The sequence below is a fragment of the Streptomyces sp. NPDC051555 genome (assembly GCF_044454405.1).
Taxonomy (GTDB): Bacteria; Actinomycetota; Actinomycetes; order Streptomycetales; family Streptomycetaceae; genus Streptomyces.
Genome location: NZ_JBITDP010000015.1, coordinates 187,190 through 203,267, shown reverse-complemented (window position 1 = coordinate 203,267; position 16,078 = coordinate 187,190). Strand labels below are relative to the sequence as shown.

The window sequence follows — 16,078 nt, the reverse complement described above, 5'->3', positions numbered from 1 at the left end:
GACGGAGTACGGACCGCCTTCGCGGGCGGTCCCGCACCCGTCACGGGAACCGCCGGTCTCGGCATGAACTCTGGGGTGTGTCAACGATGGACGGTGTCGGTCACGGCATGGGTGATCTTCCTTCACGTGCGGTCGCGGTCGTCGGCGTCGGATGCCGCTTCCCGCAGGCGGACGGGCCGGACGCGTTCTGGCGGCTGCTGCACGGCGGCGGTGACGCGATCACCGACCGGCGGGGCGGCCGGGGTCCGGAGCGCGGCGGGTTCCTCGACCACGTGGACGCCTTCGACCCCGAGTTCTTCGGCATCTCGCAGCGCGAGGCAGCGGCCGTCGACCCGCAGCAGCGGCTCGCCCTCGAACTGGCCTGGGAGGCACTGGAGGACGCCAGGATCCTGCCGGGCGACCTCGCGGGCAGCCGGACGGGCGTGTTCCTGGGGGCGATGGCCGACGACTTCGCGACGCTGTCGCACCGGCTGGGTCCCGACGCGGTGGGCGGATACACGCTGACCGGGCTGCATCGGGGTGTGATCGCCAACCGGATCTCCTACACGCTGGGCCTGAACGGCCCGAGCCTGGTGGTCGACACCGGGCAGTCGTCGTCCCTGACCGCCGTGCACCTGGCGTGCGCGGCCCTGCGCGAGGGCGGGTCCGACCTGGCCCTGGCCGGCGGTGTGAGCCTGATCCTCGCACCGGAGAGCACCCTGGCCCTGGAGCGTGCCGGGACGCTGTCGCAGGACGGCCGCTGCTTCACCTTCGACGCCCGCGCCAACGGCTACGTACGGGGCGAGGGCGGCGGAGTCGTCGTCCTGAAACTCCTCGAAGCCGCCCTCAGGGACGGCGACCGCATCCATGCCGTGGTCCGCGGCAGCGCCCTGAACAACGACGGCGCGACCGAGACGCTGACGACGCCCGGCCGCGCGTCGCAGGAGCGGGTGCTCCTCGCCGCCTGCGCCGACGCGGGTGTCGAGCCGGGCGAGGTCCAGTACGTGGAACTGCACGGAACGGGGACCCGGGTGGGCGACCCGATCGAGGCCGCCGCGCTCGGTGCGACGCTGGGCGCGGCCCGTCCCGAGGACGCCCCGCTGCTGGTCGGATCGGTGAAGACGAACATCGGCCATCTGGAGGGCGCGGCCGGGATCGCCGGGTTCATCAAGGCCGTCCTGACCGTCCGCGAACGCGCGCTCGTGCCCAGCCTGAACCACTCGGGGCCCGGTGAGCGGATCCCCCTCGACGCGCTGCGGCTGCGGGTGAACACCGAGCTCCGCCCCTGGCCGGCGCCGCACGAGCGACTGGTCGCTGGTGTCAGCTCCTTCGGCATCGGCGGCACCAACTGCCATGTGGTGCTCTCGGACCGCCCTGCCACGCAGGCGGCTCCGGACGAGGAGCACACCGACGGGGCCGACGCCGGGGCACTCGCCTGGGTCCTGTCGGGCCGGGACGAATCCGCGCTGCGCGACCAGGCCGAACGCCTGCGCGCCCACGTGGAGGCGCGTCCGGAACTCACGAGCGCCTCGGTGGGCCGGTCGCTCGCGCTCACCCGCACGACCTTCGCGCAGCGCGCCGTCGTCGTCGCCGACGACCGGGACGGCTTCCTCACCGAGCTGCGGGCACGGTCGGCGGGGCAGCCGTCGGCGGCCCTGGTGGAGGGCCGCCACGAGGGTCCGCCGGTCCGGCCGGTCTTCGTGTTTCCCGGCCAGGGTTCCCAATGGGCGGGGATGGCTGCGGAGTTGATCGACACCTGTCCGGTCTTCGCCGACCGGATCGGCGCCTGCGCCGACGCCCTGGCCCCGTACGTGGACTGGTCGCTGACCGACGTCCTGCGCGGTGTCCCCGGCGCGCCCCCGTTGGAGGGCGACGAGGTGATCCAGCCCGCGCTGTGGGCGGTGATGGTCTCGCTGGCAGAGCTGTGGCGTTCGGCCGGGGTGGAGCCCGCGGCAGTGGTGTCCCACTCCCAGGGAGAGATAGCCGCCGCCACCGCCCTCGGTGCCCTGTCGCTCCAGGACGGCGCGCGGATCGTGGTCCTGCGCAGCCGGCTGCTGGGCCGGATCGCCGGCCGCGGCGGGCTGTTGTCGGTGGAACTCCCGGCCGACGAGGTACGGCGGGACCTCACGGAGGTCGCCGCCACCCTGTCGGTGGCCGCGGTCAACGGCCCCGCGCACACGGTGGTCGCCGGTCCGGGCGCCGCGCTCGACGCGCTGGCCGGCCACTACGGGCAGGCGGTGCGGACACGGCGGATCCCCATCGACTACGCCTCGCACAGCGCGCAGGTCGAGGAGGTGCGGGAGGACCTGCTCGCCGCCTTCGCCGGGATCGCCCCCCGCTCCGTCGACGTCCCCTTCCACTCGACCGTCACCGGCACCCCGCTCGACACCGCCGAGCTCGACGCGGCGTACTGGTACCGCAATCTGCGCGAGCCGGTGCGGTTCGGGCCGGTGGTCCAGGAGCTGCTGGACGCGGGCCACACCACGTTCTTGGAGGTCAGCCCCCATCCGGTCCTTGCCATGGGCATCCGGCAGGCGATCGACGAGCACGGCGGGGACGGCGCTGTGCTCACCACGCTCCGGCGCGGCCACGGGGATGGCCGCCGCGTCCTCACCGCGGCCGCCGAAGCCTTCGTGCGCGGGGTGGCGGTGGACTGGTCGGCGCTGCTGCCCGGTTCGGCCCGGCCGGTGGACCTGCCGACCTATCCCTTCCAGCGCCGCTCCTGCTGGCCCGTGGGGATGCCCGGAGCCGGCGAGCGGGTGCGGGGGGCGACCCCGGATCCGCTACCGGCCCAGGTCGTGGCCGCGCGCTCGGATCTCGCGCTGGTCCAGAGCCTCGCGGCGGTCGTGCTGGGCGCCGGCTCGGCCGCGGACGTCCGGCCCGGCCGGACGTTCCGGGACATGGGCCTCGACTCGGTCATGACCCTCGAACTGCGGGACCGCCTGTCGGGCGCGACGGGCGTGCGCCTGGGGAGCACCGCCTTGTACGACCACCCGACCCCGGCCGCGCTGGCGACGGCGATCGGCGAGCTGCGGGCGGGCTCGCCCACGGCGCGCTCCGCGCCGGCGCGGGAGCGGGCGGACCGGGGAGACCGGGGTGACCGTGAAGGCACGGACGACCCGGTCGTCATCGTCGGCATGGCCTGTCGGTTCCCCGGTGAGGTGCGATCGCCGGACGACCTGTGGCGCGTGGTCGACGCCCGGACCGACGCCATCGGCGACTTTCCCGAGGACCGGGGCTGGGATCTGGAGGCGCTGCGCCACCCGGATCCGGAACGGGTCGGTGCGTCCTACGTCCGACGCGGCGGCTTCGTCGGGGACATGGCGGAGTTCGACGCGGAGTTCTTCGGGATCAGCCCGCGCGAGGCCCTCGCCATGGACCCGCAGCAGCGGCTGCTGCTGGAGGTCACGTGGGAGGCGCTGGAGCGCGCCGGGATCGACCCGACGACGCTGGGCGGCAGCCGGACCGGCGTATTCGTCGGCGCGATGCACTCCGGTTACGGGCCGGGCATGGAACAGGCCGGACACGGCATCGCGGGACACCTGCTGACCGGCACGAGCACGAGCGTGATCTCCGGGCGGATCGCCTATGTCCTCGGCCTGGGCGGGCCGGCCCTGACGGTGGACACCGCGTGCTCGGCGTCGCTGGTCGCGCTGCACCAGGCGGTGCGGGCGGTGCGCGCCGGCGAGTGTTCGCTCGCCCTGGCCGGAGGGGTCACCGTCATGGCGACCGCCGGCATGTTCGTGGAGCTCTCCCGCCAGCGGGTGCTGGCCGCGGACGGGCGCTGCAAGGCGTTCTCCGCCCAGGCGGACGGCACCGGGTGGGGCGAGGGCGCGGGCATGCTCGTCGTCGAGCGCCTCTCGGACGCCCGTCGCCACGGCCACACCGTGCTCGCGGTCGTCGCCGGCAGCGCCGTCAACTCCGACGGCGCCTCCAACGGGCTCTCGGCGCCCAACGGCCTCGCCCAGCAGCGCGTCGTCGCGGACGCCCTCGCCGATGCCGGGCTCGTACCCCAGCAGGTCGACGCCGTGGAGGCGCACGGCACGGGCACCGCCCTCGGCGACCCGATCGAGGCCAACGCCCTGCTGGCCGCGTACGGGCAGGACCGGGACCGGCCCCTGTGGCTGGGGTCCCTCAAGTCCAACATCGGGCACGCGCAGGCGGCGGCGGGCGTCGGCGGCGTCATCAAGATGGTGCAAGCCATCCGGCACGCGACCCTGCCCGCCACCCTCCACGTCGACGAGCCGTCCCCGCACGTGGACTGGTCGGCCGGATCGGTGGCCCTGCTCGACGAGGCCCGCCCCTGGCCGGTCACCGGCGAGCCCCGGCGCGGCGGCGTCTCCTCGTTCGGCATCAGCGGCACCAACGCGCACGTGATCCTGGCCGAGCCGCCGGCCGGGCCCGCCCCCGCCCCCGCCGACGAGCCGGCGCGGCCGGACGTGGTCCCGCTCGTCCTGTCGGCCAGGACGCCGCAGGCCGTGCGGGAGCGGGCCGGGGCGCTGGTGGCCGACCCGCTCGACCCGCTCGGCGCGGCACCGGCCCTGGTCACCCGGGCCCGTCTCGCCGAGCGTGCCGTGGTGATCGCGGGGGACCGGCGCGAAGCCGACCGGGCCCTTGCCGCGCTGGCCCGCGGCGAAGAGGACCCCGCCGTGGTCACCGGTCGCGCGGGCGAGCCCGGCCGCACCGTGTTCGTCTTTCCGGGGCAGGGCGGTCAGTGGCGGGGCATGGCAGCGGACCTCGCCGCCGAAAGCCCCGTCTTCGCCGCTCGCCTCGCCGCGTGCGAGCGGGCGCTCGCGCCGTACGTCGACTGGTCGATGGCCGACGTCCTGGCCGGTGCGCCTCTGCTCGACCGGGTCGACGTCGTGCAGCCGGCGCTGTGGGCCGTGATGGTGTCGCTGGCCGAGCTGTGGCGGTCGGCCGGGGTGGTCCCGGATGCCGTGGTCGGCCACTCCCAGGGCGAGATCGCCGCCGCCGTCGTGGCGGGCGCGCTCTCCCTCGACGACGGCGCCCGCGCCATCGCGTTGCGCAGCGCCGTCGCCGTCGACCTGATGGGCGAGGGGGCGATGGCCGTGGTCCCGCTGCCCGCGGAGCGGGTGCGGGAACGACTGGGCTCCCTGAGCATCGCCGCCATCAACGGACCCGCCACCACCGCGGTGGCCGGGTCCCCCGCCGCGATCGACGAACTCGTCGCCGCCTACCGGGCGCAGGGCGTCAACGCCCGGGTGATCCCCGCGGCCTTCGCGTCGCACAGCCCGTCGGTCGAACCGATCAGGGAGCGGATCCTGGCCGAGCTGGCGCCGCTGACCGCGCGCACGGGCGAGATCGCCCTGATGTCCTCGGTCACCGCCGACTGGTACGAGGGCAGCGAGCTCGACGCCTCGTACTGGTACCGCAACCTCCGGGAGACGGTGCGCTTCCAGGAAGCGGTCCACGCGCTCATCGCGTCGGGGCACACCACGTTCGTCGAGGTCGGCCCGCACCCCGTGCTGTCCGGCAGCATCGGCCAGATCCTGGAGGAGGCCGGGGCCGAGGGGATCGTGACCGGGTCGCTGCGCCGCGACGAGGGCGGCCTGCGCCGCTTCCTCACCTCCGTCGCCGAGGCCCACGTCCGGGGCCTGCCCGTCGCCTGGGACACGCTCACCGGGCCGTCCGTCGGGCACCCCGGCCCGTCCGCCCTGCCCACCTACCCCTTCCAACGCCGTCGCTACTGGCTCACGGGCACGACCGGTCCGGCCGGCACGGCCCACCTCGGGCAGGAACCGGCCGACCACCCCCTGCTCGGCGCGACCGTCGACCTCGGTGACGGCGAGACGGTGTTCACCGGACGCCTCTCGACGCGCACCCACGCGTGGCTCGCCGACCACACCCTGTCCGGGGCGGTGGTCCTGCCGAGCACGGCGTTCCTGGAGATGGCCCTGCACGCGGGCGCGAAGCTCGGCGCGGCGCGGGTCGAAGAGCTGACCGTCGTCGCCCTCATGACGCTCCCCGAGGACGGCGCCGTCGACCTGCGCGTCCGCGTGACGGGCCCGGGCGACGGCGGCCTGCGGGCCTGTCGCATCTCGGCCCGGGCGACCGGCGGGGAGTGGACCGAGCACGCCACCGGCACCCTGGGCCCCGACACGGCCGCGCCCCCGGCCGCCGTGCGGTGGTCGGCGGCCGGCGCGAAGCCCGTACCGCCGGCCCGCACGTACGAGGACCTCGGCCTGCGGGGACACGCGTACGGACCGGTGTTCCAGGGGCTGCGGGCCGCCTGGCGACGGGACGGCGAACGGTTCTCCGAAGCCGTCCTGCCGGAGCCGGAGGCCGCGAACACCGGCGCCCACCATCTGCACCCCGCCCTGCTCGACGCCGCGCTGCACGGTCTGACCGCCGAGCGTGGGCAGGGCCTCGGGCGGCCCGTCCAGCCGCTGCGCTGGAGCGGCGTGTCCCTGTTCGCCACGGGCTCCACCGCGTCCCTGCGCCTGCACGCGGCGCCCGCCGGTGACGCGGGGTACGCGCTGACCCTGTCCGACCCCTCGGGCGAGGTGGTGGCCCTGGTCGAATCGGTGGAGCTGCGCCCCGTCGCGGCGGGCCCCGCGGTCGACCCGGCCGTCGTGGCGCGCGACTCCCTGTTCGCGCTGGGCTGGCAGCCGTCGGCCGCAGCGGCGGACGGGCCGCGGGCCGGGCACGTGTCGTTCCCCCACGAGGCCCTCGACCTGGAGGCGCTGCTCGCGGCGGCCGGGCCGGCCGAGCACACCGTCGTGACCTGCCCGGGCCGCCAGGACGCGGCCGACGCGGCGACGGCGGCCAGGAGCGCGGCCCGTTCGACCCGGGACCTGATCGCCCGGTGGCTCGGTGAGGACCGGCTCGCCGGTTCCCGCCTGGTCCTCGTGACCCGGGGGGCCGTCGCCGCCCGGCCCGGCGAGAGCGTCACCGACCTCGCGCAGGCCGCGGTCTGGGGCCTGGTGCGCACCGCGCAGGTCGAACACCCGGGCCGGTTCGTCCTCGTCGACCTCGACCCCGACGCCGCCGAGGTCCCGGCCGCGGCGCTGCTACCGGACGAGCACCAGGTCGCCGTGCGCGACGGAGTCGTCCTGGTGCCGCGCCTGGTCTCCGCGGCCGGTGACCCCGCGCTCCGGCCCCCCGGGGACGCGGCCGCCTGGCGGCTCGACATCCCCGAACGCGGCACCCTCACCGCACTGGAGCTCCGGCCCTGTCCCGAGGCGGCCGCGGAACCCGGCCCCGGCCGGGTCCGGATCGCGGTCCGCGCGGCCGGTCTCAACTTCCACGACGTCCTGGGCGCACTCGACATGCACCCCGGCGATCCCGGCCCGCTCGGCCTCGAAGGGGCCGGGGTGATCACCGCGGCCGGGCCCGGCACCGGCGGCCTGGCCGTCGGGGACCGGGTGATGGGCCTGTTCCCCGCCGCGCTCGGTACGGTGGCCCACGCCGACCACCGCACGCTCGTCCGGGTCCCGGACGGCTGGTCGTTCACGCGGGCCGCCGCGGTGCCGGTCGCCCTCATGGCCGCCCTGCACGCCCTGACCGAGCTGGGTGGCGTGGGTCCGGGCGACCCCGTCCTGATCCACGCCGCGGCGGGCGGCGTCGGCATGGCCGCCGTCCGACTCGCCCGCCACCTGGGCGCGGAGGTGTACGCGACGGCGAGCCCCGCCAAGTGGCCCGCGCTGCGCGCCCTGGGCCTCGACGACGACCACCTCGCCTCGTCCCGCGAACCCGGGTTCGGCGCCCGCTTCGGCGCCGGCGGCCGGCGTATGGCGCTCGTCCTGAACTCGCTGACCGGCGAGCTCGTCGACGAGTCGCTGCGGCTGCTGCGTCCCGGCGGGCTCCTGGTCGAGCTGGGCAGGACGGACCCGCGCGACCCCGCCGAGGTATCCGCCGCGCACCCCGGTGTGCGCTACCGCAGCTCCCACCTCTTGGAACTGCCGCCCGCGCACCTCTCGCGCCTCCTGAGCCGCGCGGTCGCGCTCTTCGACGACTCCGCGTTCACCTGGCCCGCCGTCACCGACCTGGACATCCGGCGAGCCCCCGAGGCCTTCGCCCTGATGCGCCGGGGCACCCACGTCGGCAAGATCGTGCTCACCGTCCCGCCGCTCCTCGACCCGGACGGAACCGTTCTGATCACCGGCGGGACCGGCGCCATCGGCCGGGCCGTCGCCCGGCACCTGGTCACCGAACACGGCGCTCGGCGGCTCACGCTCGCCGGCCGCCGCGGCGCCGACGCGCCGGGCGCGGCCGACCTGGCGTCGGAGCTGGGCGGGCTCGGCGCCGAGGTGACGTTCGCCGCGGTGGACGTCGCCGACCGCGACGCGGTCGCGGCGATGATCGACGCCGTCCCCGACCGGCACCCGCTGACCGCCGTGATCCACGCCGCGGGCGTGGTGGACGACGCGCCGCTCACCTCGCTCACCCCCGGTCAGATCGACCGGGTGATGGGCGCCAAGGCCGACGGCGCCTGGCATCTGCACGAGCTGACCGCGGGCCACCCGCTCGCCCGGTTCATCCTGATCTCCTCGATCATGGGCACGCTCGGCGGCGCGGGGCAGGGCGCCTACACCGCCGCGAACGCCTTCCTCGACGCACTCGCCCAGCACCGCCGCGCGCGGGGCCTGCCCGCCCACGCCCTGGCCTGGGGCCTGTGGGGCGATCCGGACGGCATGATGGGCGCCCTCACCGATGCCGACCGGGCCCGCTTCGCCCGGACCGGACTCGTGGAGATGGCTCCCGACCACGGGCTGGGCCTCCTGGACGCGGCGCTGTCGGCGCCCCAGGCCGTGCTGGTGCCGGCCCGGCTCGACCGGGAGACCCTGTGCGACCTCGGCACGGAACTCCCTCCGGTCCTGCGCGAGGTCGCGGCGGCCGCGAGGGCCGGCCGGTCCGCGCCCGCACCCGGCCACCGGCGCCACCGGCCGCTGCGGGAGGAGCTGCCCGGTCTGACCGGCGGTGAACGGGCCGCGCTCCTCGCCGGCCTGGTCCGCAGCCACATGGCCGCCGTACTCGGACTGCGTCCCGAGGCGATCGCGGCGGACAGGCCGTTCGGCGACCTCGGGTTCGACTCGCTCACCTCGGTCGAGTTCCGCAACCGCCTGGGCGCGGCGACGGAGCTCAAGCTCCCCCTCACCCTGCTGTTCGACACCCCCACGCTGCCCGAGCTGGTCGCCGCTCTGGACGCCGCGCTCCTGCCGCCGCGGGAGGTCCCGGTCCCGCCCGCTCCGGAGCCCGGGGCGCACGCCTCCTCCTCCACCGGGGCGGACGTGACGGCGCTCGTCGAAGCCGCGACCGCCGAGGAACTGCTCGACTTCATCGACCGCGAGCTCTCCGGCTCCTGACCCCCCTACGGAGGGATCGATCCGTCATGGGATCAGACTCGAACGACAAGGTGCTCGACTACCTCAAGCGCCTCACCCTCGACCTGCACAAGACGCGTGAGCGCCTGCGCGAGGTGGAGGAAGGGGACCGGGAGCCCATCGCCATCGTCGGCATGGCCTGCCGGTACCCGGGCGGCGTCGACTCACCGGCGGCGCTGTGGCGGCTGCTCGCCGCAGGCGGCGAGAGCGTCGGTCCGTTCCCCCGGGACCGGGGCTGGGACGACGGCGTGTACGACCCCGGGAACGACGGCCGGAGCCTGACGGGCTCCGGCGGCTTCCTCCACGACGCGGCCGACTTCGACGCGGGCTTCTTCGGCATCAGTCCGCGTGAGGCGCTCGCCATGGATCCGCAGCAGCGGCTGCTCCTGGAGACCGCGTGGCGGGCCTTCGAGGACGCGGGGATCGACCCGGAGTCGGTGCGCGACACCGAGACCGGCGTGTTCACCGGCCTGTCCAGCGGCGACTACGGTCTCGGCCGCGGCGACGTGCCCGAAGAGGCCGAGGGGTTCTTGACGACCGGGACGGCGGGCGGTGTCGCCTCCGGCCGCATCTCCTACACCTTCGGCCTGCGCGGCCCGGCGATCACCGTGGAGACGGCCTGCTCGTCCTCGCTGGTCGCGCTGCACCTGGCCGTGCAGTCGTTGCGCCGCGGCGAGTGCGCGATGGCCCTCGCGGGCGGCGCGACGGTCATGGCCACACCGCAGCTGTTCACCGAGTTCACCCGCATGCAGGGGCTGTCGCCGGACGGCCGTTGCCGCCCGTTCTCGGCCGGCGCCCAGGGCAGCGGGCTCTCCGAGGGCGTGGGCCTGCTGCTGGTGGAACGGCTCTCGGACGCGCGGCGCCTCGGCCACCGGGTGCTGGCCGTGGTGCGCGGCAGCGCGGTGAACCAGGACGGCGCGAGCAACGGTTTCACCGCGCCGAACGGGGCCGCGCAACAGCGGGTCATCCGGCAGGCGCTGAAGGACGCGCGGCTGTCGCCGGGCGACGTCCAGGTGGTGGAGGCGAGCAGCACCGGCACCGTGCTGGGGGACTCGATCGAGGCGCGCGCCCTGCTGGCCGCCTACGGAGTCGGGCGCGAACAGCCGTTACGGCTCGGCTCGATGAAGCCCAACATCGGGCACTCCCAGGCGGCGGCCGGCGTCGCCGGGGTCATCAAGACGGTCCTCTCGATGCGGCACGGCAGGCTTCCCGCCACGCTGCACGTGGACGAGCCGACCCCGCACGTCGACTGGTCGGGCGGTGCTGTCGAGCTCGTCGCCGAGGCGACTGTGTGGCCCGTGACCCCGGGGCCCAAGCGCGCCGCCGTGTCCTCGCAGGGCATCAGCGGCACCAACGCGCACGTCGTGCTGGAGGAGGCCCCCGGCCTTCCCGCGGAGCCGCCGTCGGAGGGGGCCCGACCCGTCGGGCCGGACGGGCCGCACCTGCTGACCCTGTCGGCCAGGACCCCCGCCGCACTGGACCACCTCGTCGCGCGCTACGCCGAGCTGCTCGCGGAGGGCCCCGACGGCGATCCGCTCGCCTCGATCTGCCGGACCACGAGCCTGGGGCGGGCCCACTTCACGCACCGGCTCACGGCCGTCGCCTCCTCACGTGCCGAGCTGGCGGAGCTCCTCGCCCGGACGCGTGCGGACCAGGTGCCGCCGCACGGGGTCCGGACCGGCGAGCGTGGTCCGGACACCGCCCCGGGCCCGGTCCTGGTGCTCACCGGCCGCTGGGACGACCGGGGCGCCGACATGGCGGCCGAGCTCGCCCTGGCGGAACCGGTCTTCCGCGACGCCCTCGACCGGTGCGGCGGGACACCGGGCGCCCGGCCCTCGGCGTTCGCCGTCGCCTACGCCTTCACCGAGCTGTGGCGGTCGTGGGGTGTGGATCACGCAGCCGTCATCGGCCACGGCATCGGCGAGCTGGTGGCCGCGTGCGTCGCCGGCACGACGAGTCCGAGGGACGCACAGCGGGCTGCGACCCGGATCGGGACGGACGCGTCCGCCGACGAGCGCTTCACCGGCGCGCTCGCCGCGCTGCTGCGCGAGGGACACCGCACCTTCGTGGAGATCGGGTCCTCCTCGCCCCTCCTCGACCGGCTCCGTACGGCCGAGGACACCGTCCTCCTGCCGACGCTCCGAGAGGCGGAAGACCCCCGGCGCACGCTGCTCGACACCCTCGGCGCGCTCCACGTCCGAGGCGTACGGGTCGACTGGACGCGCGTGCACGGCGAGAGCGCCGGACCGCCCGCCGCCCTGCCCGGCTACCCCTTCCAGCGCGAGCGGTACTGGCTGTGGACGGGAGAGGGCCGACGGGAGCGGGCACCCGAGCACGCCGGTCCCCTCGTCGCGCAGGTGCGGCTCGTCGGCGCCGACGGCGCCCCCGTGGCGCTCGCCGACGGCGTGCGCCTGGAAGCGGTGGTGCCGGCGGCCCGGCCCGCCGCGCCCGGGACGCGGGAGCCGGCCACGATCGGGACGGGGAACACCGCCGAGCGGGTGACCGCCCTCGTGGGCCGGGCGCGCGGCGCGGCCCTCACCGCCGACGACCTGCGCCTGCCACTGCGGAGTCTGGGCGTCGACTCGCTGATCGCGGTGGACATCCGCCAGCGCCTCGCTCGACTGCTCGGCGTCGACGTCCCGCTGACCGCGCTGCTGGACGGCCGCAGCGTCGGTGAGATCGTACGGACCGTGGAAGCGGCCCGCGGGGCCGGCGCGGACCGGGCGGAGGAGCCCGGCGGGATGCCGGTCGCCGACCCGGCCGCACGCCATGAGCCGTTCCCGCTCACCGACCTCCAGCAGGCCTACGTGGTCGGCCGCACCGACGCCTTCGAACTCGGCAACGTCTCCACGTCCTTCCTCATCGAGGTCGACCTGGAGGAGACCGACCTCGACCGGCTCGGCTCGTCCTTGCGGCACCTCATCGGCCGTCACGACATGCTGCGCGCCGTGGTGAGTCGGGACGGGCACCAGCGGGTGCTCGCCGAGGTCCCCGAGTACCGGATCGCCACGCTCGACCTGCGGTCCTGCGAGGACACCGAACGGGCCCGTCGTCTCACCGAGATCCACGAAGAGATGCGTGACCAGGTCTTCGACACCGAGGTCTGGCCGCTCTTCGACGTCCGGGCGACCCTCCTCGACGCGTGCACGACCCGTCTCCACCTCAATGTCGACGCGCTGATCGTCGACGGCCGCAGCGCGGGAGTGCTCTTCCAGGAGTGGGCGCGGACCTACCGTTGCGGTACGCCCGCCACGCCCCCGCCGGCCCTCACCTACCGCGACTACGTGCTGGCCGCCGCCGGGACGGACACCGCGGCGCGCGAGACCTCGCGCGCCTACTGGCAGGCACGCGTCGCCACCCTCCCGCCCGCCCCCGATCTGCCGCTGCGACCGGGACCCGCGCCACGACGGCCGGTGTTCGCCCACCGCACGGCGCGGATCGCAGCCGAGGCCTGGCAGCGCTTCAAGGGGAACGCGGACGCCGCCGGTGTCTCGCCGTCGGCCGCGCTGTGCGCCGCGTACGCGCAGGCCATCGCCGCCTGGAGCGCCTCGCCGCGCTTCACCCTCAACCTGCTGGCGTTCAACCGACGCCCGCTGCACGAGGACGTCGCCAGGATCGTCGGCAACCTCAGCGCGACCCTCCTCCTCGAAGTCGACGCCGGTCCCGCCGAGAACTTCGCGTCGGGCGCAGCCCGGCTGCAGCGCCAGCTGCTGACCGACCTCGACCACGGGCACGTCAGCGGCGTCGAGGTGCTGCGCGAACTCAACCGGACCAGGGGCGGGACCGGCCTCGCGAGCATGCCCGTCGTCTTCACGAGCACGATCGGTTTCGCGGGGCGCGGCGAGGACGAGCGGGGCCCTCTGACGGCACTGACCACGCTGGGGGCCGGTGGCCGGCTGGCGTCCAGTTCGGTGCGCACGCCGCAGGTGTGGCTCGACCACCAGGCCCTGGAGGAGGCCGGGGAACTGGTCCTCAACTGGGACGTGGTGGAGGAGATGTTCCCGGACGGCGTCGTCGACGGAATGTGGGACGCCTACCTGGACCTCGTGCGGGACCTGTGCGGCGAGGAGGCGTGGCGTCGGCCGCCGTCCGTGCTCGCGCCGGTCGCCGACCTGGAGCTCCGCGCGGCCGTCAACGCCACGGACGCCCCCGCTCCCCGTGAGCTGCTGCACGAGGCGTTCCTGCGGCAGGTGGTGGCCAGGCCGCAGGCCCCCGCGGTGGTCACCGCCGGCCTGACCCTCGACTACGGCGAGGTGGACCGCCGATCCGACCGGATCGCCCGGTGGCTGATCGACCGCGGCGCACGCCCGGGGGTGCTCGTCGGCATCGTGATGGACAAGGGCTGGGAGCAGGTCGTCGCGGCGCTGGCCGTCCTCAAGACCGGCGCGGCCTATGTGCCGGTGGACGCCGCCGTGCCCGCCCGCCGCCGAGAAATGATCATGGAGACCGCCGGCATCGACCTGGTGCTGACCCGGTCGACCCTCGCCGCCGGGCTCCGGATGCCGGGCCACATCCGTTCGTCGCACGTCGACATCGAGTCGCAGGACACGGGTGCGGGCGAGCCTGTACCGCCGTCCCCGGCCACGCCCGACGACCTCGCCTATGTCATCTTCACCTCGGGTTCCACCGGGGTTCCCAAGGGCGTGATGATCGAGCACGCCGCCGCGGTCAACACGATCCAGGACATCAACGACCGGTTCGGCGTGAGCGCCCAGGACCGTGTCCTGGCCCTCTCCGCACTCAACTTCGACCTCTCCGTCTACGACGTGTTCGGCCTGCTCGCGGTCGGCGGAGCCGTGGTCCTTCCCGACGCGTCCGAGCAGCGCGAGCCGGCCGCCTGGCTGGAGTTGGTGAAACGGCACCGGGTGACGATCTGGAACAGCGTCCCCGCCCTCATGGAGATGTTCGTCGACCACGTGCGAGCCGTCGACGGCCCGACGTCGCTGCGCGTGGTGATGATGAGCGGCGACTGGATCCCCGTCACGCTCCCCGCGGCCATCGCCTCGCTCCAGCCGGACGCCCGGATCTGGAGCCTGGGCGGCGCGACCGAAGCGTCCATCTGGTCGATCCTGCATCCGATCACCCGCGCCGACGCGGAGCGGATGAGCGTTCCGTACGGCAGGCCGATGCGCAACCAGCGCTTCCACGTCCTGGACGAGGCGCTGCGGCCGCGCCCGACCTGGGCCACCGGCGACCTGTACATCGCGGGCCGCGGTCTGGCCCGTGGCTACCTCGGCGACGAGGCGAAGACGCGCGCCGCGTTCCTGCGCCATCCGGTGACCGGCGAGCGGCTCTACCGCACCGGTGACCTCGGACGTCTCCTGCCGGACGGTGACATCGAGTTCCTGGGCCGCGCGGACTTCCAGGTGAAGATCCAGGGGCACCGGATCGAGCTCGGCGAGGTCGAGGCGGCGCTGCTGCGCCGGCCGGACGTCCGCGCGGCGGCCGTGGTGGCCGAGGGCGAGCGCGGCGGCCCCCGACGGCTCGTCGGATACGCCGTGTCGGGCGGCTCCGAGAAGGAGCTGCGCGAGGCGCTCGGCCGGGAGCTGCCCGGCTACATGGTGCCGTCCCGCATCGTCCTCCTGGACGAGCTGCCGCTGACCGCCAACGGCAAGGTGGACCGCCGCCTCCTGCCGTCGCCCGAGCAGCCGGCTCCGCGCCCCGCCGACGCGGTCGCACCGCGCGATGAGGCCGAACGGCTCCTCGCCGGAATCTGGGCGGAGTTCTTCCCACCCGCCGGGGGCCCCGTCGACGTCACCGCGAACTTCTTCGACCTCGGCGGCGACTCGATGCTCGCGGTGCGGATGATGGCCCGGATCCAGCAGGACACCGGCCGGTCGCTGCCCGTGGCGACCCTGCTCGCCCGGCCGACCGTCGCCCTGCTCGCCGAGGCGCTGCGCCACGAGCCGTCCGACGAGGGCCGCGCGTCCCTCGTCACGCTGAGGGCGGGCGGGGCCCGGCCGCCGCTGATCCTGATCCACCCGGTCGGCGGCGACGTGCTCTGTTACGCGGGGCTCGGCGGCCTCCTCGAAGACGAACAGCCTCTCCACGCCCTCCAGTACCCCGACCTCGCCTCCGCCCCGGAGACCGTGGCGGACCTGGCCGCGCACTACGCCGACGCGATCGTCGAACGATTCCCCCACGGCCCGTACCGGCTCGGCGGCTGGTCCATGGGCGGCGTGCTCGCCCTGGAAACGGCCCGTCTGCTCGATGAGCGGGGCAGGACGGTCGAACTCGTCGCGGCCGTGGACCTGCTCGAACCGCCCGGCCGCGCCGAGCCGGCGTCCGACGCGGCGCTACTGGCCGGGTTCGCCCGGGACCAGGCCGGCCTCGCGGGCAACGCGTGGCACCCCACCGCGGCCGATTTCGAGGCCACCGAGGGCAGGTCGCCGATCGGGGAGCTCTTGACGCGGGCCAGGGACGCCGCCGTCCTGCCCGAGGAGATCGACGCCGCCACCCTGGAACGGCTCGCGAGCCGGTTCCTGCGCCTGAGCCGGGCGTTGGCCCGCCACGAGGCCGTCCCGTACCGGGGCAGGGTCCGGCTGCTGCGGGCCATGGACGGGGCCACCACGCGGACCACCCGCGCGTGGCTCGACCTCCTGGGCGACCGGGCCGAGAGCATCGACGTGCCCGGCGACCACTACAGCATCATGCGCCCGCCGCACCTGCACACGCTCGCGGCCGAGCTCTCCAAGGCCCTGGAGGACCTGTGAACCACCCTCGCCCATCCGAGGAAGCGACCGTACGAGGAGGGA

General features: G+C 75.3%; 2 protein-coding genes. Both read left to right on the top strand.

Going from position 1 to position 16,078, the window contains the following annotated elements:
• The first annotated feature begins 86 nt into the window (after positions 1-86).
• Positions 87-9,305, top strand: coding sequence for a type I polyketide synthase (locus tag ACIBEA_RS28025; RefSeq protein ID WP_399265527.1), 9,219 nt, complete (start codon positions 87-89; stop codon positions 9,303-9,305).
• Between the two features lie 26 nt (positions 9,306-9,331).
• Positions 9,332-16,036, top strand: coding sequence for an amino acid adenylation domain-containing protein (locus ACIBEA_RS28020; RefSeq protein ID WP_399265525.1), 6,705 nt, complete (start codon positions 9,332-9,334; stop codon positions 16,034-16,036).
• The last annotated feature ends 42 nt before the right edge of the window (positions 16,037-16,078 follow it).